This window comes from Aequorivita sp. 609 (assembly GCF_014212065.1).
Taxonomy (GTDB): Bacteria; Bacteroidota; Bacteroidia; order Flavobacteriales; family Flavobacteriaceae; genus Aequorivita; species Aequorivita sinensis.
Window position 1 is genome coordinate 333,014 of the sequence record NZ_JACJVM010000034.1, and the last position, 18,085, is coordinate 351,098.

General features: G+C 33.4%; 15 protein-coding genes. 9 read left to right on the forward strand and 6 right to left on the reverse strand.

Annotated elements, in window-relative coordinates:
* Positions 1–45: 45 nt before the first annotated feature.
* Positions 46–402 carry a dihydroneopterin aldolase gene (gene folB, locus H4O20_RS10950; RefSeq protein WP_139854166.1) on the reverse strand — a complete coding sequence of 119 codons (357 nt, stop codon included), beginning with the start codon at positions 400–402 and terminating at the stop codon, positions 46–48.
* 141 nt (positions 403–543) lie between these two features.
* Here folB and H4O20_RS10955 point away from each other — a divergent pair, with 141 nt between their 5' ends.
* Entirely contained in the window at positions 544–2,220 is a 1,677-nt protein-coding gene (locus H4O20_RS10955) for a glutamine--tRNA ligase/YqeY domain fusion protein (RefSeq protein ID WP_185099271.1), read from the forward strand.
* Between the two features lies 1 nt (position 2,221).
* Here the strand turns inward: H4O20_RS10955 and H4O20_RS10960 are convergent, their stop codons facing one another.
* Together H4O20_RS10960 and H4O20_RS10965 are read right to left on the reverse strand one after the other, a co-directional pair.
* The gene (locus tag H4O20_RS10960) at positions 2,222–2,971 is read right to left on the reverse strand and encodes a hypothetical protein (protein WP_185099272.1); all 750 of its coding nucleotides are present in this window, start codon (positions 2,969–2,971) and stop codon (positions 2,222–2,224) included.
* On the reverse strand, positions 2,958–4,433 hold the full coding sequence (locus H4O20_RS10965; protein WP_260402672.1) for a sulfatase-like hydrolase/transferase: 1,476 nt from the start codon (positions 4,431–4,433) through the stop codon (positions 2,958–2,960). The genes H4O20_RS10960 and H4O20_RS10965 overlap by 14 nt, the downstream gene beginning before the upstream one ends.
* Before the next feature lie 393 nt (positions 4,434–4,826).
* Here H4O20_RS10965 and H4O20_RS10970 point away from each other — a divergent pair, with 393 nt between their 5' ends.
* From H4O20_RS10970 to H4O20_RS10980, 3 genes are read left to right on the forward strand one after another with little or no spacing between them, the layout of a single operon-like run.
* Entirely contained in the window at positions 4,827–5,207 is a 381-nt protein-coding gene (locus H4O20_RS10970) for a YtxH domain-containing protein (RefSeq protein ID WP_139854170.1), read from the forward strand.
* Positions 5,208–5,209: 2 nt separating this feature from the next.
* Positions 5,210–5,662 carry a phage holin family protein gene (locus H4O20_RS10975; protein WP_139854171.1) on the forward strand — a complete coding sequence of 151 codons (453 nt, stop codon included), beginning with the start codon at positions 5,210–5,212 and terminating at the stop codon, positions 5,660–5,662.
* Between the two features lie 10 nt (positions 5,663–5,672).
* On the forward strand, positions 5,673–5,909 hold the full coding sequence (locus H4O20_RS10980; protein WP_139854172.1) for a hypothetical protein: 237 nt from the start codon (positions 5,673–5,675) through the stop codon (positions 5,907–5,909).
* 135 nt (positions 5,910–6,044) lie between these two features.
* Here the strand turns inward: H4O20_RS10980 and H4O20_RS10985 are convergent, their stop codons facing one another.
* Complete coding sequence (locus H4O20_RS10985) at positions 6,045–7,037, reverse strand: SPFH domain-containing protein (RefSeq protein ID WP_139854173.1); 993 nt, start codon at positions 7,035–7,037, stop codon at positions 6,045–6,047.
* A 57-nt stretch (positions 7,038–7,094) separates the two neighbouring features.
* Positions 7,095–8,612 carry a glutamate--tRNA ligase gene (gene gltX / locus H4O20_RS10990; RefSeq protein WP_139854174.1) on the reverse strand — a complete coding sequence of 506 codons (1,518 nt, stop codon included), beginning with the start codon at positions 8,610–8,612 and terminating at the stop codon, positions 7,095–7,097.
* Positions 8,613–8,774: 162 nt separating this feature from the next.
* On the opposite strand from gltX, the gene H4O20_RS10995 reads away from it, so the two are divergent.
* The 4 genes from H4O20_RS10995 to H4O20_RS11010 all read left to right on the forward strand — a co-directional run bounded on the left by H4O20_RS10995 (position 8,775) and on the right by H4O20_RS11010 (position 15,455).
* On the forward strand, positions 8,775–12,164 hold the full coding sequence (locus H4O20_RS10995; protein ID WP_185099274.1) for a DUF4175 family protein: 3,390 nt from the start codon (positions 8,775–8,777) through the stop codon (positions 12,162–12,164).
* Positions 12,161–12,574, forward strand: coding sequence for an rRNA maturation RNase YbeY (gene ybeY, locus H4O20_RS11000; protein ID WP_139854176.1), 414 nt, complete (start codon positions 12,161–12,163; stop codon positions 12,572–12,574). The genes H4O20_RS10995 and ybeY overlap by 4 nt, the downstream gene beginning before the upstream one ends.
* 109 nt (positions 12,575–12,683) lie before the next feature.
* Complete coding sequence (gene mnmG / locus H4O20_RS11005; protein WP_185099354.1) at positions 12,684–14,555, forward strand: tRNA uridine-5-carboxymethylaminomethyl(34) synthesis enzyme MnmG; 1,872 nt, start codon at positions 12,684–12,686, stop codon at positions 14,553–14,555.
* 54 nt (positions 14,556–14,609) lie between these two features.
* On the forward strand, positions 14,610–15,455 hold the full coding sequence (locus H4O20_RS11010) for a bifunctional 2-polyprenyl-6-hydroxyphenol methylase/3-demethylubiquinol 3-O-methyltransferase UbiG (RefSeq protein WP_185099275.1): 846 nt from the start codon (positions 14,610–14,612) through the stop codon (positions 15,453–15,455).
* Between the two features lie 132 nt (positions 15,456–15,587).
* Here the strand turns inward: H4O20_RS11010 and H4O20_RS11015 are convergent, their stop codons facing one another.
* Entirely contained in the window at positions 15,588–16,742 is a 1,155-nt protein-coding gene (locus H4O20_RS11015) for a DNA polymerase III subunit delta' (protein WP_139854178.1), read from the reverse strand.
* A gap of 139 nt (positions 16,743–16,881) precedes the next feature.
* Here H4O20_RS11015 and pgk point away from each other — a divergent pair, with 139 nt between their 5' ends.
* The gene (gene pgk, locus H4O20_RS11020; RefSeq protein ID WP_139854179.1) at positions 16,882–18,066 is read left to right on the forward strand and encodes a phosphoglycerate kinase; all 1,185 of its coding nucleotides are present in this window, start codon (positions 16,882–16,884) and stop codon (positions 18,064–18,066) included.
* Positions 18,067–18,085: the final 19 nt, after the last annotated feature.

Sequence of the window (18,085 nt, forward strand, 5' to 3'; positions counted from 1 at the left end):
GCAAATGTAAATAATTAAACATTTAATTCCTACATAAAAACTAAATTAGCGTTTCTTCTTCATTGTTACACTTACTTCAGCAACGTCTCCACCAATAGGAGGGTTTTGTTTTGCCACTGTAACCTTCACTGTATTAACCATTTCTAATTTTATCAACACCGAATCAATAATTCGCTTAGCTACGTGCTCTAATAACTTTGCACGTATACTCATTTCTTCTCTTACGATATTTTGAAGCATAACATAATCAACAGTATCTGCTAATTCATCAGTTTTTGAAGCTTTAGATAAATCGGCTTTTACTGTAAGATTCACCAAATAATCTGATCCTATTTGTCCTTCTTCAACTAAACACCCGTGAAAGGCATAAATCTTTATGTTTTTTAAACGAATGGTTCCCATAAATAATTTTTGACAAATATAATAAACAAAGTCAGTTTGAGTCCTTCGGCTTCGCTCAGGATAAACCAAGGTCGAAACCTAATTTTAAACAACTTCTTTTTCACTTAATTCCTTACCTTTGCACGACTTAAAAATACAGATATGAGTAACGAAGCAGCACCTCTTAATTTTATAGAGCATATTATAGAAGAAGACCTTAAAAAAGGCTACAAAAAAGATGATTTATGTTTCCGATTTCCACCAGAACCTAATGGTTATTTACATATTGGTCATGCTTCATCAATTTGTTTAAACTTCGGTTTAGGAGAAAAATACAACGCCCCTGTAAATCTTCGTTTTGACGATACAAACCCAGCAAAAGAAGAACAGGAATTTGTTGATGCCATTAAAAGAGATGTTTCTTGGTTGGGCTATAAATGGGCAACCGAATGTTATGCTTCCGATTATTTTCAACAGTTATACGATTGGGCTGTTCAATTGGTTAAGGATGGAAAAGCTTATGTAGACTCTCAAACTTCAGAAGAAATTGCTGAACAAAAAGGTACTCCAAACACACCTGGAAAGGCTAGTCCTTATAGAAATCGCTCTGTTGAGGAAAATTTAGAATTACTCGAGAAGATGAAGAATGGGGAAACCAAAGAAGGGGAACACGTACTTCGTGCTAAAATTGATATGGAATCGCCTAATATGTTAATGCGCGATCCTGTGATGTATAGAACCTTATTTAAATCACATCACCGTACCGGAACCGATTGGAAAATTTTTCCAATGTACGATTGGACTCATGGAGAGAGTGATTATATAGAACAAGTATCGCATTCCTTCTGTACGCTTGAATTCCTACCTCATAGAGAGCTTTACGATTGGTTTTTAGATCAAGTGGTGGAAGAAGATAAATTACGTCCTAAACAGCGCGAATTTGCACGTAGAAATCTAAGTCATACTGTTGTGAGTAAACGAAAACTCGCTCAATTAGTTGCAGCGGGAGTTGTAAATGGTTGGGACGATCCTCGTATGCCTACTATTTCTGGTTTACGCCGAAGAGGTTATACTCCAGAATCAATTAAAAACTTTGCCGATAGTATTGGCGTTGGTAAACGTGAAAATTTGATTGACGTTTCTCATTTAGAATTTAATGTTCGTGAAGATTTAAATAAAAAGGCACCGAGAATCATGGTGGTTTTAGATCCTGTGAAATTGATTATTGATAATTATCCAGAGGGTCAAACTGAAATGCTTGAAGCAGAAAATAATCAAGAAGACGAAAGTGCTGGAAATAGAGAAGTACCTTTTTCTAAAGAATTATTGATTGAAAGAGATGATTTTAAAGAAGAAGCAAACCGCAAGTTTTTTAGATTGACAATCGGGAAAGAAGTCCGTTTAAAAAATGCATATATCATTAAAGGAGAAAGTGTAGTAAAAGACGCTGATGGAAACATCACCGAAATTCACTGTACTTACGATCCAGAAAGTAAAAGTGGTAGTGGAACAGAGGCTTCTTTAAGAAAAGTAAAAGGAACTTTACACTGGGTTTCTGCAGCGCACGCTTTACCTGTTGAAGTTCGTCTTTACGACAGACTATTTACAGAACCATCACCAGATACTAACAAGGAAAAGGATTTTATGGAATTTATAAATCCAAATTCTTTAGAAGTTATTACAGGATATGCTGAACCAAGTATAAAAGATGCTGAACCAGAAGATAAATTTCAATTTCAGCGTTTAGGGTATTTTGTGGTAGATAAAGACACGACAAAAGATAATATTGTATTTAACCGTACAGTGCCATTACGCGATTCTTGGGCAAAACTTTCATAAGTTACCTGTGTCCTTTAATTACTTTATAGCTGATTAAAACAGCTTTTACAGTACTGTCTTTCAATATTTTTTTAGGAGTTGAAAAACCGTGCTTTCTTATTGAGGAAGTTATCCAAAAGTATTTATCTCTTGTAGGAAATTCTTTAGCCATAATTTCATAATCGGTGTAATTTGATGAAATAGCTAAATCAGGTTGTTCGTCAAGAATATTAGTAATTTTTTGAAGTTCAATACTTCGAGTTTCAGGTGACATTTCTGATAATCCGAAGGGTAAGTAATAACTTGTTTTAAATCCTAATTCCGAAAAATCTAATAATGCCTCTGGATACCGTGTTTCAACAAGCACTTTATCCAGAGGATATTTTTTTTCAGAAAATAGCTTCATTAACTTTTTAAGAATAGCATCCTTATTCTCTGAGTTTAGATTTTTTATATCCAACCATAAATACGGTTTTTCGACTACATCGATATAAGATAAGTACTTTTCAAATGAAAGACCTATCGATGGAACAGGAGGGTGGGTTACATCTAGAACATTTTCTTGTTCATTATACACCAAATCTAATTCAACCCCTTTAAAGTATTTTAAAGCACTTTCAAGTTTTTCAGGACTATTAACCCTATGGGCCCATATTTTGTCGTAATATCCAAGATATTCAAGCTTATAAGGCGAATAGCGATACGCCATTCCAAACAATATAGTTAAAAACAGTACCGATATGAGTATTATGAGTTTTTTACCTGTTATCATAATCTTCATTTTCTTTAATCCATCGTGTACGTTCTTGAAATTCTTGGTTGAAAATACTTCGCGTTTTGTCTATTAGATTGAATTCAATTCTGCTTAAATCGGAAAAGCTATGTATAAAATCTTCAAGATTATATTTTCTATCAGTAAAGCTATTTAAATCGGATAAATTTGGATGTTGATTTTTGTATTCAGGCGACGTCCAAATTACAAATGGAACCTCATACATTGGAGGAGTGCCGTAATACTCGTTATGGCCTCTTAAATCCATTGTATCGTGCAATTCATCCCCATGATCGGAAAAATAAACTACATAACTAGACTTTTCTTCTTTTCGAACAGTTTCAATTATGCTTCGAACAATGTAATCGTTATAGCGAATTGCATTGTCATATTCATTTACGTAGTGTTCATTAGACTTGTTGATAAATGGGGTTTGTGGTGGACTGTCGTTAAAAAAGGCATATTTTTCTGGGTATCTTTTTTTATAATCTCCGTGGGTTCCTATTAAATGAATAAAAACCATTTTCTTTTTGTCACCTTGAGTTAGAACTTCATCAAGCTTTGGCAAAATTACTTCGTCATAAATGTTACTGTTGTAGTTATCTGTAGCTAAAAAATACGTTTGGTCTGATGCATTGCCTATTAATGTAGATACACTTTCGTGAAGTCCTACTGGTCTTTGATTTGATATCCAATACGTAGTAAAACCCGCTTGATTTGCTAATTGAACTATAGATGCGTTTTCTTCTTTGTTGGGATGGTTATAATCTGAAAACGTCAATATTTTATCAAGCGCTAAGATGGTGTGGACATTAGGAGTAATTACATCTTTAAAAATCACTAATTCATCCTTTATTTCTGTTAATAACGGATTTGTTTCTCTTGCGTAATCATACAATTGCATATGCCATCGCGAAGTTGATTCCCCAATAATAACAACGTAGGTTTGTGGTTTTTCATCTGAAGAATGGACTTTTAAAATATCACTTTCGCTCTTAGCTAAGGTTTTTTTAAGATTAGCTTTGGTTGTTTGATAATCGGAGTAAGAAGCTATACTGGTGTAAATAATATTATGTTCACTAAATTTCTTGTGTATCACAAAAAGCGATAATACAATTCCTAATACTATTAATATTTTCCATTTTACCGATTTTAATCTATCTGTAAATGGTAAACTTGATTCTTGTTTTAATATAAAAGGAATCAATAAAAGCCAAGGGAGAAACAGTACAATAGCAAGAAGTATGACGGACGTATTTAAATAATAACTCAGAAACTCACTAGATTCTTGTGTATTAGTTTCAAATATCACAAAAAGTGCAGATCCACTTAGTTTTACACCATAGTGATAGTAGAAAGAAAGTTTTATAAAAGCTAAGGCAGCGAGTAAAAATAGAGAAGCTATTAAAAACCACTTTTGTATTTTCAATTTTGGAATTAATAAATACAAACTAAATAGCATAGTGGTTACTATTCCAAATCCAATTATTTCTTTTAAATATGGTTTAAAATAAGGGATGAGAAACCAACCCAGAATTGTAACTATTAAAAAAGGGTAGAATAATATAACAGAAAAGTATTTCTTAATGTTTTTCAAGCTTGAGTACGAGTGTTAGAGAGTAATTTTTCCAAATTTACCACAACATTTAAACATCTCCATCTAATATATTTCAATTTATAAATGTGTGGTTAACTTTTAGATTTATATTTAATCTCTCTTTTAAGACGAATTCTTTTAAATTATCAATTTTTAAGACAATTTTATAGGTTTAATTTAACTATTAACCGCTTGTTAACAAGAACTTATAGAAAGGACACCTATCTTTGTGTTATTAACCTATAAAACAAATTAAAAATGGCATCAAATAATACAGGACAAACGCTACTAGCTTTATTAACAGGAGCAGCAATCGGAGCAGGAATTGGAATTTTATATGCTCCAGACAAAGGTTCTAAAACAAGAGATAAGCTAAATAAAGAAGCTAAGAAAACTCAAAAGAAATTAAATAAGCAACTTAAAGAAACTAGTAAAAATTTAAGTGATAAAGCTCAAAAAGCACGCTATAGTTTCGATCAGAAGCTAAATGAAACTCTTTCTACTGCAAGCCATAAAGCAGATGACATTTTGGTGGCAATGGAAGAAAAACTAGAGGCTTTAAGAAAACAAAATGCTAAATTACAAGCTGATTCAACATTAGATGAAGCTAAAGCAGCTGCGAAAAAAGTAGTATCGTAAATATGTTTAAAGATCTAACAGATAGTTTAAATAAGATTACCGAAAAAATAGAAGATTATGGTGTAAGCACTGCGGAGTATTATAAACTCCGCTTGTTTAAATCTGTTATGAAAGGCAGTATATCACTAGTTAATCTTTTAGTTTATGGTAGTCTTTTTCTATTTGTTCTAGTCTTTCTTTCTGTAGGTGCAGCCTTTTGGCTAGGTACTTATTTTGAACATGTATACGTAGGTTTTCTACTAATAGGTGCATTTTATGGTATTCTATTACTTTTAATGTTCGTTTTTGGGAAGAAAGTAATAGAACGGAAGATGCTTTACAAGTTCTCCGGTATTTTATACGATGAAGATGATATTGAGCCTAAAGAGAAGGCTGAACAAGAGATTGAAGATTATCAAGATATCCTTAAAAATGATACTCTAGCAGAAGATAGGCTTAAAGAAATGAATCTTTAATATTGTTACTATGAAGAGATACACTACTTTCGAAGAAATAGATAGAGATCTGAAATACTTGCGTTTAAAGTCTCAAATAGACCTTGAAGAAGTAAAATTAGGGTTTACTAAAAGTAAAGAAACCGCTAAAGAATCATTTTCACCAATGAATTTAATTGCTAGTACTGCATCATCAATTATTAAGAAAGCCTTTGTTTTAAAAGTAGTTGATAAGCTAATTGGTATTAAAACTGTAAAGACGAAATAAGTTTTTTCTTTTAATTGAACTTAAAACTTATTTCTAAATAGAGGACTGCCTTCAAAATTCTTGAAATAAAATATTAAAAAAGCCGTCTCAATTTGTTTTGAGACGGCTTTTTTTGGATACTATATAATAATAAGATTAATAGTTTAAATCTTCTCCTTCTTCAGGTCTTTCTGGGGCTTCTCGTTTAGTTCTCTGTTTGGGAACTATACCTTTTTTAAGATTTTGTTTTTTCATTTCCTCCCCAATTTGATTACTAGCAACAAATGAAGCAATCATATCATTAAGCATATTGCTTCCCGCTTGTGGTGAATTAGGCAATAAGATAAGGTTGGTATTGGTTTCTTCACCTATAGATTGCAGTGTGTCGTAATGTTGTGTAACTACAATTAGCGCCGATGCTTCTTGCGAGTTGATTCCAACATTGTTTAATACATCTACACTTTCTTCAAGTCCACGTGCAATTTCACGACGTTGATCGGCAATACCTTGTCCTTGTAAACGCTTGCTTTCAGCTTCAGCACGTGCCTTAGCAACAATTTTAATACGTTCCGCTTCAGCTTCAAATTCTGCAGCTACTTTTTCACGTTCTGCAGCATTAATTCTATTCATAGCTGCTTTTACTTGAACGTCTGGGTCAATATCAGTAACGAGTGTTTTAATAATATCGTAACCGTATTCGCTCATAGCTTCGTTTAACTCTGCTTTTACAGCAATAGCTACATCATCTTTTCTTTCGAAAACATCATCCAGCTTCATTTTTGGAACTTCTGCTCGTACTACGTCAAAAACATAAGAGGTAATCTGATCGTGTGGGTTTTCAAGCTTATAAAAAGCATCGTAAACCTTCAGTTTTAATACTTGAAATTGAACTGATATTTTTAGTCTAACAAAAACATCATCTTTAGTTTTCGTTTCAACTATTACATCAAGTTGTTGAATTTTCAAATTTATTCTTCCTGCAATTCGATCTATAAAGGGTATTTTAAACTGTAATCCAGAATTTCTCATACTTTGAAATCTTCCGAATCGCTCTATTATAGCGGCAGTTTGTTGTTTAACTGTAAAAAATGCACCTAAAATAATAAATAAACCAAGGAGTAAAATTGGCACTACAATAGCATAACCCATATATTTAATTTTAATTGATAATAATTAGTTGTTTAAGGTACAAAATTTTAGCAATTATTAAGCTATTGTTTCAATTGCCTTATTTATTCGAGCTACGCCTTCTTTCTTTCCTAAAATTGAAAGAATTTCAAAAACATCTGGTCCTTTCATTTCACCTACTAGTGATAATCGTAAAGGCATCATTACTTTTCCAAATCCTATATTTTCAGATGTAATCCAACCTTTTACTTTTTCTGAAAGAGTTTCTGCTGAAAAATCTTCTTCATTTTCAATAATATTGACTACTTTTTGAAGTAATTTAGGTGTTTCTTCTTTAAATGCTTTAGCTGAAGCCTTTTCATCGTAATTAGTAGGTGCTTCAAAAAAGAAACTTCCTTGCTCCCAAAGATCACTTACAAACGTTGCGCGCTCTTTTAAAATTGAAACAATTTTAGTTATGTCTAGGCCAGTATCAGTCGATACACTTTTTTCTTTTAAGAATTTAATAAAATCTTCTGAGAGTGTTGCGTCGTCAACCTTTTGTAAATACTGATTCTGAAACCATTTTGTCTTTTCAGGATCAAATTTTGCACCTGCCTTATGTACACGTTCTAATTCGAAAGCTTCAACCAATTCTTCTAAACTAAAAATTTCTTGTTCAGTGCCGGGATTCCATCCTAAAAAGGCCAACATATTTACTACTGCTTCAGGTAAATAACCATCTTCACGGTAGCCTGAGAATATATCTCCTTCCGCAGTTTTCCATTGTAATGGAAATACAGGGAAGCCCATTTTATCTCCGTCTCGCTTGCTTAATTTTCCGTTTCCAGTTGGTTTTAAAATTAGAGGTAAGTGAGCAAATTCAGGAGCTTTCCAGCCAAATGCACGATATAATAAAACGTGTAATGCCAAGGATGGCAACCATTCTTCTCCTCGAATTACGTGAGTAATATTCATTAAATGGTCGTCTACAATATTTGCTAAGTGGTAGGTTGGCATTCCATCACTTTTAAACAAAACCTTATCATCAAGAATGTTTGAATCTACTTGAATACCGCCGCGAATAATATCGTGAAGCATTAGCATTTCATTTTCTGGTGACTTAAAACGAATTACATACTCATCTCCGTTCTCAATTTTTTGTTGCGTTTCTTCAGCCGATAAAACCAAAGAATTATTCAACTTCAAACGGTTATGCCAGTTATAAATAAAGGTTTTTCCTTTTTCTTCGTGGTCTTTGCGATGTGCATCAAGTTCATCTGAAGTATCAAAAGCATAATATGCATTTCCAGACTCTATTAACGCATCTGCATATTGTTTATAGAGCTCTTTTCTTTCGCTTTGGCGGTATGGAGCACAATTACCTTCTTTATTTGGACCCTCATCGTAAGGAATATTTAACCAGTTTAAAGCTTCAATAATGTATTGCTCAGCGCCTTCTACATAACGGTTTTGGTCGGTGTCTTCAATTCTAAGGAGAAAATCACCTCCGTGTTTTTTTGCAAATAAATAGTTGTACAATGCGGTGCGTACACCTCCAATATGTAAAGGCCCTGTTGGACTAGGGGCAAAACGTACCCGAACTTTTTCTGACATAATATGCATTCTTTTTATGAAGTTGCAAAGGTACAATTATGGTGTCTCATATTAAAGCTATTGGTGCCTGCGGTTTGTTTCTTTTTTTGGAGCAATATTTGTACCTTATAGAGAGCAAAATTTATTGTAATTTAGAAGATTTGAATATCATTAAGCACAATTATGAGCACCTTTAGTATCATTCAGCAAAAGCTGGAGGAATTTATTAGGAAATACTACACCAATGAGCTTATAAAAGGAAGCATCCTTTTCTTTGCCATTGGACTGTTGTACCTCCTAATTACGCTATTGGTTGAATACTTCCTTTGGCTAAATCCGTTAGGAAGGCGTATTTTATTTTGGACATTTATAATTGTTGAAATAAGCTTATTTATTCGATTTATCGCTTTCCCACTTGCGAAGCTTTTTAAACTTCAAAAAGGTATTAATTATGAGGAAGCATCAAGAATTATTGGAAATCATTTTCCTGAGGTTAGTGATAAACTACTAAATGTAATTCAACTTAATCACAACAAGCACGAAAGTGAATTGCTTGCAGCCAGTATAGATCAAAAAGCTTCAGAACTACAACCAATTCCATTTAAAAGTGCTATAAATTTTAAAAAGAATGCTAAATACTTGAAATATGCAGCAATTCCTGTTTTAATATTTCTTTTATTTAGTTCTTTAGGAGGAACTGATATTTTTTCTAGTAGTTATAAGCGCGTTGTTCATTACGACACAGCATTTGAACCACCAGCGCCATTTTCTTTTTTTGTATTAAATGAAAATCTCAATGCAATCGAAAACAGTTCTTTTGTGTTAAAAGTTAGAGCGGAAGGTTCGGCAGTTCCTGAAAATGCGAGTATCATTTACAATGGTGAATCGTACTATATGCAGCAAACAATGCCAGGAACTTTTGAATACACTTTCCAACAACCTGTTGAGAATATTTCTTTTAATTTAAAAGCGAATAAAGTTACTTCTCGTCAATATGTATTAGATGTTGTTAAAACACCTTCTTTACTTAATTACGAAATGGTTTTAGACTATCCTTCCTATACAGGAAAGCGAGATGAAACCTTAAAAAGCACCGGAAATGCTACAATCCCGGAGGGAACTAGAGTTAGATGGAATCTTATAACTAAAAACACCGAGTTTGTTTCCTTAAAAACTGCTGATACAAGCTATTCCTTTGTGCCAAAAAATCAAAGTTTTCATTTTGAAAAAGCAGTTTACAATAAATTAGACTACACCATTACTACATCTAATGAAAAATTAAAAGAATATGAAAATCTTGCTTTTACTTTAAATGTCGTAAAAGATCAATATCCAGAAATTAGCGTTCAGTCTAAACAAGATAGCGCTGATATTCAACGTGTTTTATTTCTTGGCCAGATTTCAGACGATTACGGGCTTACTAAACTGCGGTTGGTGTATTTCCCTGAAGGAGAAGAGAAACTCGCTAAAACAGAAGCATTACCTATTAACAAGACGAATTTCGACCAATTTACGTATTTATTTCCAGGTAATTTAGAATTAGAAGAAGGTGTAGCTTATGAATATTATTTTGAAGTTTTTGACAACGATGTAATTCACAATTACAAATCGTCTAAATCTTCAGTTTATTCTTTTAGAAAATTAACAAAGAGTGAATTTGAAGATGAGCAGCTAAAAAATCAACAAGACGCTATCAAAGGTTTAGATAAATCATTGGATGATTTAAAAGAACAAAAGGAATCTCTTGATGAGTTATCTAGAATGCAAAAAGAAAAAAACGAGCTTAATTATAACGACAAGAAAAAACTTGAGAACTTTATTAAGCGTCAGAAGCAGCAGGAGGAAATGATGAAGAATTTTTCAGAAGAAATGAAAAAGGAGCTAGATAATTTCCAGCCTGAAAATAAAGAAAACGATCCATTTAAAGAAGAATTACAAAAGCGTCTTGAGGAAAATGAAGAGCGGTTAAAAGAAAACGAAAAATTATTAGAAGAGCTCGAAAAACTTCAAGATAAAATAAACAAAGAAGAGCTTACAGATAAACTAGAAAAGTTAGCTAAGCAAAATAAAAATCAAGAGAAAAATTTAGAACAACTTGTAGAGTTAACCAAGAGGTATTACGTAGAAAAGAAAGCGGAAAAACTTGCTGAGGAGCTGTTCAAAATGGGGGAAGAGCAAGAGAAACTTGCCGACAAACCTGAAAGTGAAAACACAAAAGAAGCGCAAGAACAACTCAACAAAAAGTTTGAAGATTATCAAAAGCAAATGGATGAGCTTCAAAAGGAAAATGAAGGTTTAAAGTCCCCAATGGATATTCCTCAAGATAAAGCCGGGGAGCAAGAAGTCGAACAAGAGCAACAAAAAGCAACTGATAAACTTGAAGATCAGAAACCAAGTGAAGCTGGAAAAAGTCAAAAGAAGGCTGGTGAGAAGATGAAAGAAATGAGTAAACAGATGCAAATGCAATCAGGTGGGATGGAATCTATGGAAGAAGACCTAAAAATGGTTCGCCAGATAGTAGATAACCTTGTCGTGTTTTCTTTTAAACAAGAGAATTTAATGGAAGATTTTAAGAAAATTGAATACGGTAATCCTATCTACGGCATCAAATTGAATATTCAAAACGACTTAAGAACGAATTTTGAACATATAGATGATAGCCTATTTGCCTTGTCACTTAGACAGCCTATGATAGGTTCACAAATAACGAGTTCCTTGATTGAAATTCAGTATAATTTGGACAAATCATTAGAGCGTCTTGCAGAGAATCAAATGCGACAAGGAGTTGGTAATCAGCAATATACTATGACTGGTTCCAACGATTTAGCTGTTTTATTAAGTGATGTTATGAGCAATATGCAAATGCAGATGTCTATGTCTATGGGTTCTGGCTCTGGTGAAGGTATGCCTAGTCCTGGTTCAGGTTCAGGTAAGGAATTTCAGCTTCCAGATATAATTGAAGGACAAGAAAGTTTAGGTGAGAAAATGAAGAATGCTATGAATAAAGGGCAAGAAGGTCAGGAAGGTCAAGGTGAAGGCGAGGGCCAGGGTGAAGGTGACGGTCAAGGTGATGGCGAAGGTGAAAATGGTAAGGACGGCAAAAATGGGAAGTCTGGTAATAAAAACGGTGGTGATAAAGAAGGTAGTGGAGATAGTGAAGAAATGAACGGTGAACTTTTTGAAATATACAAGCAACAACAAGAGCTTAGGCAAAAACTCCAAGATAGATTAAGCAAAGAAGGATTAAATGGGAATGGAGGTGCTTTACTAAAAAAAATGGAAGGAATTGAACAACAATTACTCGACAAAGGATTTAACCAAAGTACGCTTCAGGAAATCTTAAATCTTAAATATGAACTATTAAAATTGGATGAGGCCGATTTTGAGCAAGGTCAGGAAACTAGAAGAGAAGCCGAAACTAATTTTAAAGATTATAGAAACAACATTCAATTGTCTCCAGAAGAGATAAAAAAATACTTTAATACAACTGAAATTTTAAATCGCGAGGCCTTACCTTTGCGCCAGAATTATAAAAATAAAGTTCAAGACTATTTTAAGGGCAACACTGAATGATAGAATTTAATTTTGAAACAGATTTTAAATTAGACAACGATACTCTTTTAAATGAGTGGATATCTAATGTAATTACTTCAGAAGGTTTCGAAGTAGGTGAGGTTCATTACATATTTTGCGATGATGAATTTCTGCATAAATTGAATGTAGAGTTTTTAAATCACGATACTCTTACCGATGTAATAAGTTTCGATTACAGAATGGGAAACCAGATCAATGGTGAAATTTTTATTTCTGTTGAACGAGTTCAGGATAACGCAAAAGATTTTAATAATAGTTTTGAAGAAGAATTACACCGTGTAATGATTCACGGAATTCTTCATTTCTGTGGTTATAAAGACAAAACAGATGAAGAGGAAGCTTTAATGCGTAACAAAGAAAATGAAGCTTTATCTCTTTTACATCCGTAAATGGATGTTTCTTTATCTAACTTGTTTAATGTTAGATTATTATTGTAATTTTGCACCCCTTTTTTAATAAGAATACTAAATGTTCCACGTGGAACAATTGAAAGAATATATGTTTGAAAGTGAATATGATGTTATTGTAGTTGGTGCTGGTCATGCAGGTTCAGAAGCCGCGGCCGCAGCTGCTAACTTAGGTTCTAAGACTCTTTTAGTTACCATGAATTTACAGACCATTGCTCAAATGAGTTGCAATCCTGCTATGGGTGGAATTGCAAAGGGTCAAATAGTTCGTGAAATAGATGCACTAGGAGGTTATAGCGGAATTGTTTCCGACAAATCTGCTATACAGTTTAAGATGCTTAATAAATCTAAAGGACCTGCAATGTGGAGTCCGAGAGTTCAGAGTGACCGAATGCGTTTTGCTGAAACTTGGAGGTTGATGTTAGAGCAAACTCCAAATCTAGATTTCTATCAAGAGATGATCTCTGGTATTATAGTTGAAAATGGAATTGTAAAAGGAGTAAGAACTTCTCTAGGTTTAGAAATTAAAGCCAAAAGTGTTGTGCTTACAAATGGTACTTTTTTAAATGGTTTAATTCATATCGGTGAAAAACAATTTGGAGGAGGACGAGCTGGTGAAAAAGCATCGACAGGAATAACTAAAGATTTAACCGATTTAGGTTTTGAAGCAGGAAGAATGAAAACAGGAACCCCACCTAGAGTAGATGGTCGATCGTTAGATTTTTCCAAAATGATTCCTCAACCTGGAGATGATGTGCCAGAAAAATTTTCATTTACAGACCTAACAAAACCTTTAACCAAACAACGATCTTGTCATATGAGTCATACAAGTTTGGATGTACATAATATTTTAAGAGAAGGTTTTGATAGATCACCAATGTTTAACGGAGCGATTCAAAGTACTGGTCCGCGTTATTGTCCTTCAATAGAAGATAAGATAAATCGTTTTGCTGATAAAGACAGACATCAACTTTTTGTAGAGCCCGAAGGATGGAATACTGTTGAATATTATATCAATGGTTTTTCAACTTCTTTACCTGAGGATATTCAGTTTAAAGCCTTACGCCAAGTTAGAGGTTTTGAAAATGTGAAATTTTTCCGTCCAGGTTATGCTATTGAGTACGATTATTTCCCACCAACACAATTAAAACACACCCTAGAAACTAAGCTTGTTTCTGGTTTATATTTTGCTGGCCAGATAAACGGTACAACTGGATATGAAGAAGCAGCTTCTCAAGGACTAATGGCTGGGATAAATGCTCACCTAAAAATTAATGAAAAAGATCCTTTTATTCTTCAACGTAACGAGGCTTATATTGGTGTTTTAATAGACGACTTAATTACAAAAGGTACAGAAGAGCCATATAGAATGTTTACTTCTCGTGCAGAATACAGAACGTTATTAAGACAAGATAATGCCGATTTCCGTTTAACACCAAAATCCTTTGCGATTGGTTTGGCCGACGAAAGTCGTATGAGAAAGATGGAAGATAAAAAAGAAAAGTCTGAAGCTTTTGTTCAGTTTTTTAAGGAGACAAGTTCCGCACCAGAAGAAATTAATCCTATTTTCGAAGAAAAGAATTCTGCCCTAGTTACTCAGAGTGATAAGATGTTTAAGTTTTTCTCTCGTCCAGAAATAACAATGGAGGATATGAAGCAAATTGAATCGGTGAAGGAGTTTATTCAAGAAAATGAATTAGATTCTGAAATGATTCAACAAGCAGAAATCCAAGTTAAGTATTCAGGGTATATTGCTAAGGAAAAAAATAACGCCGATAAATTGAATCGTTTAGAAGGTTTAAAAATTCCTGAGTCTTTTGATTATTCAAAGTTGAAATCTCTTTCTTATGAAGCAAGAGAAAAACTTACCAAAATAAGACCAGCTACCGTTTCACAAGCTTCAAGAATTAGCGGTGTTTCTCCAAATGACGTTTCTGTTTTGTTAGTATATATGGGACGATAACAACATTGTTTCACGTGGAACACTAATATCTTATTTAATATAATTCGTTTTTGATTGGAAACTAATTCTAAAATACACTTATCGGTAAAAGATTATTTGGTCTCAGGAGAGACCTTTAATTTGATATATAATGAAGAATTAGATTTTCTGAAAACAGTACCACAACCTAAGGAAGAAGATCTTCATAAATATTATGAAAGCGAAGAGTACATTTCGCACACCGATGAGAAAAGGGGAGTACTTTCATTTCTATATCAAACTGTAAAAAAATGGTCTTTAAAAAATAAGACAAATTTAATTGCTACGGAAAATAATGGCGTTGGTTCATTATTGGATGTAGGAGCAGGAACGGGAGATTTTTTGATTGCAGCTAAAACTAATGGATGGAAAGTTTCCGGAGTCGAACCTAATAAAAATGCTTTAAAGTTAGCTTCCGAAAAAGGGATCGAATTAGAATCCAATTTAGATAAATTTGTCGGAAATCAATTTGATGTCGTTACACTTTGGCACGTTTTGGAACATATTCCTAATTTGGAGGAAACGGTTATCAAATTATCCAATTTGGTAAAACCGAATGGAACTTTAATAATTGCAGTTCCTAATTTCAAAAGTTACGATGCCAAATATTATAAAGAATATTGGGCTGCTTATGATGTGCCTCGTCACCTTTGGCATTTTTCAAAAACTTCAATTGAAAAAATATTTGCTAACGAGTTTACGCTTCATAAAATTAAACCGATGATATTCGATTCGTTTTACGTGAGTCTACTTTCCGAGAAATATAAAACAGGAAATAAATTTTCATTAAAAGCTTTTTGGATAGGACTTAAGTCAAATTTAAGCGCTAAACATTCTAAAGAGTATTCTTCGCACATTTATTCCTTCAAAAAAGCAAAATAAGCGCTTTTAATGCGTTTTCAAGCTGCATACGGTTATTGCCTTTAAAAATTTTCGTTTCTTCGTTAAAAACAGCCTAACGAAGCCGTTTTTAATAATAAATATCAATTAAAATTAAATTTTAATAAAAAATATTTATGCTTGCTCGGAGCGGTGAATAAGTCGGGTTAATTTTATAGAAAGATCGGTGAAGATAATTTTTGCATTTCCATTTCGCTCAATATGATAAGAAGCATCTTCAAGTGCAGAATTAATTTCAAAAATATTATTCTGATGAACAAAGGGAGCAAATTTTGGAAGAGAAAAAGTTTTGTCCTTAGCTTCAAAAAATAAAAGTGATTCAGCTTGGTAGTTTTTTAGAAGAGCTTGTCTAAACACTTCATTACAATACATCAAAAATTTCTTTTGAGTTTCACGTCCTTGTCCAGCAAGTTCATCACTCCAAGACAATAATGTATTTATAGCACCCTTGTTTCCTTTAGCTCTAAATGCAGTTCGAACCCATGTGATAAACCATTTTTCAAAAATCTCGTCCTCCCCACTTTCATCTAGCAGTTGTAAAGCTTTGTTGTAATCTCCTTGGGCTTTACGCGCAGTATTTTGTGCTAAAGATTCAGAAATATTTTGGGTTAGAATTAATTCTTCAGAAATATCGGCTTCAGAAAGAAGGGGAAAGGAAAGCTTTTGACAACGAGATCTAATAGTCGTTATTATTTGTTCCTCTTGTTCGGTTAGTAGGAGAAGAACAGTTTTATCTGAAGGTTCTTCAACTAGTTTCAAAATTTTATTGGCGCATTCGACATTCATATTCTCGGCCATCCAAATTATCATCACTTTATAACCACCTTGAAAGGATTTTAAAGAGAGTTTTTTCGCGATATTTTCCGCTTCATACTTACTAATGTTACCTTGTTTTTTTTCAATACCAATGTGTAGTAACCACTCAAAAAGTGAGGCATATGGATTGTTCAAAACAAATTTTCGCCATTCGTCTGAGTAATTGTCAGAAATAGCATTCTTTTTTGCTATATCACTAGTATTTACTGGATATACGAAATGTAAATCAGGATGCGATAATTTTGAAACCTTGCTCTTACAAGCAGTATATTCTGGACTTCCTTCTTCGTAATTAATACACAGCAATTCGGCAGCGTAAGCAATTGCCATAGGGAGTAATCCGCTTCCGTTTACACCTTCAAATAATTGTGCGTGTGGAATACGACCATTTTCAATGGTTTTTATAAGATGCGACTTTAAATGCTTTTGTCCTATTACTTCTGAAAAATCCATTCGCAAATCTAATCAATTTTACGGTTTTTTTTCATTTTGAAGTTTTTCCGAGTCCTATTTCTTACAAATGGGAAAATGAAAGTAATTCGTTCCGCATAAATCTTCTAAAAGGGTATATTTGCATTTCAAAATTCAGCTTATGAAAACTGTAAACGATATCAATTTTAAAGGAAAGAAAGCATTAATTCGAGTTGACTACAATGTACCACTCGACGAAAACTTCAATGTAACAGATACAACACGTATTCGTGCATCAAAACCAACTATATTAAAAATATTGGAAGATGGTGGAAGTTGTATTTTAATGTCTCACTTAGGAAGACCAAAAAATAGAGAAGAGGAGTTTTCATTAAAACATATCGTAAAAACCTTATCTGAAATTCTTGGAGTACAAGCTCAATTTGTTGATGATTGTATAGGTCCAAAAGCTGAGGAAGCGGTTAATAACTGTAAATCTGGCGAAATTATTTTGTTAGAGAATCTTAGATATTATGAAGAAGAGACAAAGGGCGATCGCGAATTTGCTGAAAAGTTGTCAAAGCTTGGCGATGTTTATGTAAATGATGCCTTTGGAACTGCGCATCGCGCTCACGCTTCAACAGCGGTAATTGCAGATTTTTTCCCTGAAAATAAATGTTTTGGGCTACTACTTGCTTCCGAAGTTGAAAACGTGAAAAAAGTATTAGAAACAAATGTAAAACCGGTAACAGCGGTTATTGGTGGTGCTAAGGTTTCCTCAAAAATTACAATTATTGAAAACATACTAGATAAAATCGACCATTTGATTATTGGTGGAGGTATGGCTTTTACATTTATAAAGGCGCAGGGTGGAAAAATTGGAAGCTCTTTAGTAGAAGAAGACAAACAAGACCTTGCCCTTGAAATTTTAGAAATGGCAAAAAGTAAATCGGTACAAGTGCATTTACCTGTAGATGCTGTAATTGCTGATAGTTTTTCTGAATTTGCCAATACTAAAATTGAAGAAGTAAACAATATCCCTGACGGATGGATGGGGTTAGACGTTGGTCCTAAAACCAATGAGTTATTTGGTAACGTAATTTCTGAATCAAAAACGATACTGTGGAACGGTCCTGTAGGAGTTTTTGAAATGGAAAAATTTGAAGAAGGTACTAAAACCTTAGGCTTTAATATTGCCAAAGCAACAAAAAGCGGTGCTTTTTCATTAGTTGGAGGAGGTGATTCTGTTGCTGCAGTTCACAAATTTAAATTAAGTGACAAAGTAAGTTATGTTTCTACAGGAGGTGGAGCAATGTTAGAAATGCTTGAAGGTAAGAGTTTACCGGGTATAAAAGCTTTAATGTAGAAACGTTAAATATCAAATA

Coding starts and splice junctions, on each gene's coding strand:
- folB (WP_139854166.1), bottom strand. CDS start 402: ATGGGAACCATTCGTTTAAAAAACATAAAGATTTATGCCTTTCACGGG.
- H4O20_RS10955 (WP_185099271.1), top strand. CDS start 544: ATGAGTAACGAAGCAGCACCTCTTAATTTTATAGAGCATATTATAGAA.
- H4O20_RS10960 (WP_185099272.1), bottom strand. CDS start 2,971: ATGATAACAGGTAAAAAACTCATAATACTCATATCGGTACTGTTTTTA.
- H4O20_RS10965 (WP_260402672.1), bottom strand. CDS start 4,433: ATGCTATTTAGTTTGTATTTATTAATTCCAAAATTGAAAATACAAAAG.
- H4O20_RS10970 (WP_139854170.1), top strand. CDS start 4,827: ATGGCATCAAATAATACAGGACAAACGCTACTAGCTTTATTAACAGGA.
- H4O20_RS10975 (WP_139854171.1), top strand. CDS start 5,210: ATGTTTAAAGATCTAACAGATAGTTTAAATAAGATTACCGAAAAAATA.
- H4O20_RS10980 (WP_139854172.1), top strand. CDS start 5,673: ATGAAGAGATACACTACTTTCGAAGAAATAGATAGAGATCTGAAATAC.
- H4O20_RS10985 (WP_139854173.1), bottom strand. CDS start 7,037: ATGGGTTATGCTATTGTAGTGCCAATTTTACTCCTTGGTTTATTTATT.
- gltX (WP_139854174.1), bottom strand. CDS start 8,612: ATGTCAGAAAAAGTTCGGGTACGTTTTGCCCCTAGTCCAACAGGGCCT.
- H4O20_RS10995 (WP_185099274.1), top strand. CDS start 8,775: ATGAGCACCTTTAGTATCATTCAGCAAAAGCTGGAGGAATTTATTAGG.
- ybeY (WP_139854176.1), top strand. CDS start 12,161: ATGATAGAATTTAATTTTGAAACAGATTTTAAATTAGACAACGATACT.
- mnmG (WP_185099354.1), top strand. CDS start 12,684: ATGTTTGAAAGTGAATATGATGTTATTGTAGTTGGTGCTGGTCATGCA.
- H4O20_RS11015 (WP_139854178.1), bottom strand. CDS start 16,742: ATGGATTTTTCAGAAGTAATAGGACAAAAGCATTTAAAGTCGCATCTT.
- pgk (WP_139854179.1), top strand. CDS start 16,882: ATGAAAACTGTAAACGATATCAATTTTAAAGGAAAGAAAGCATTAATT.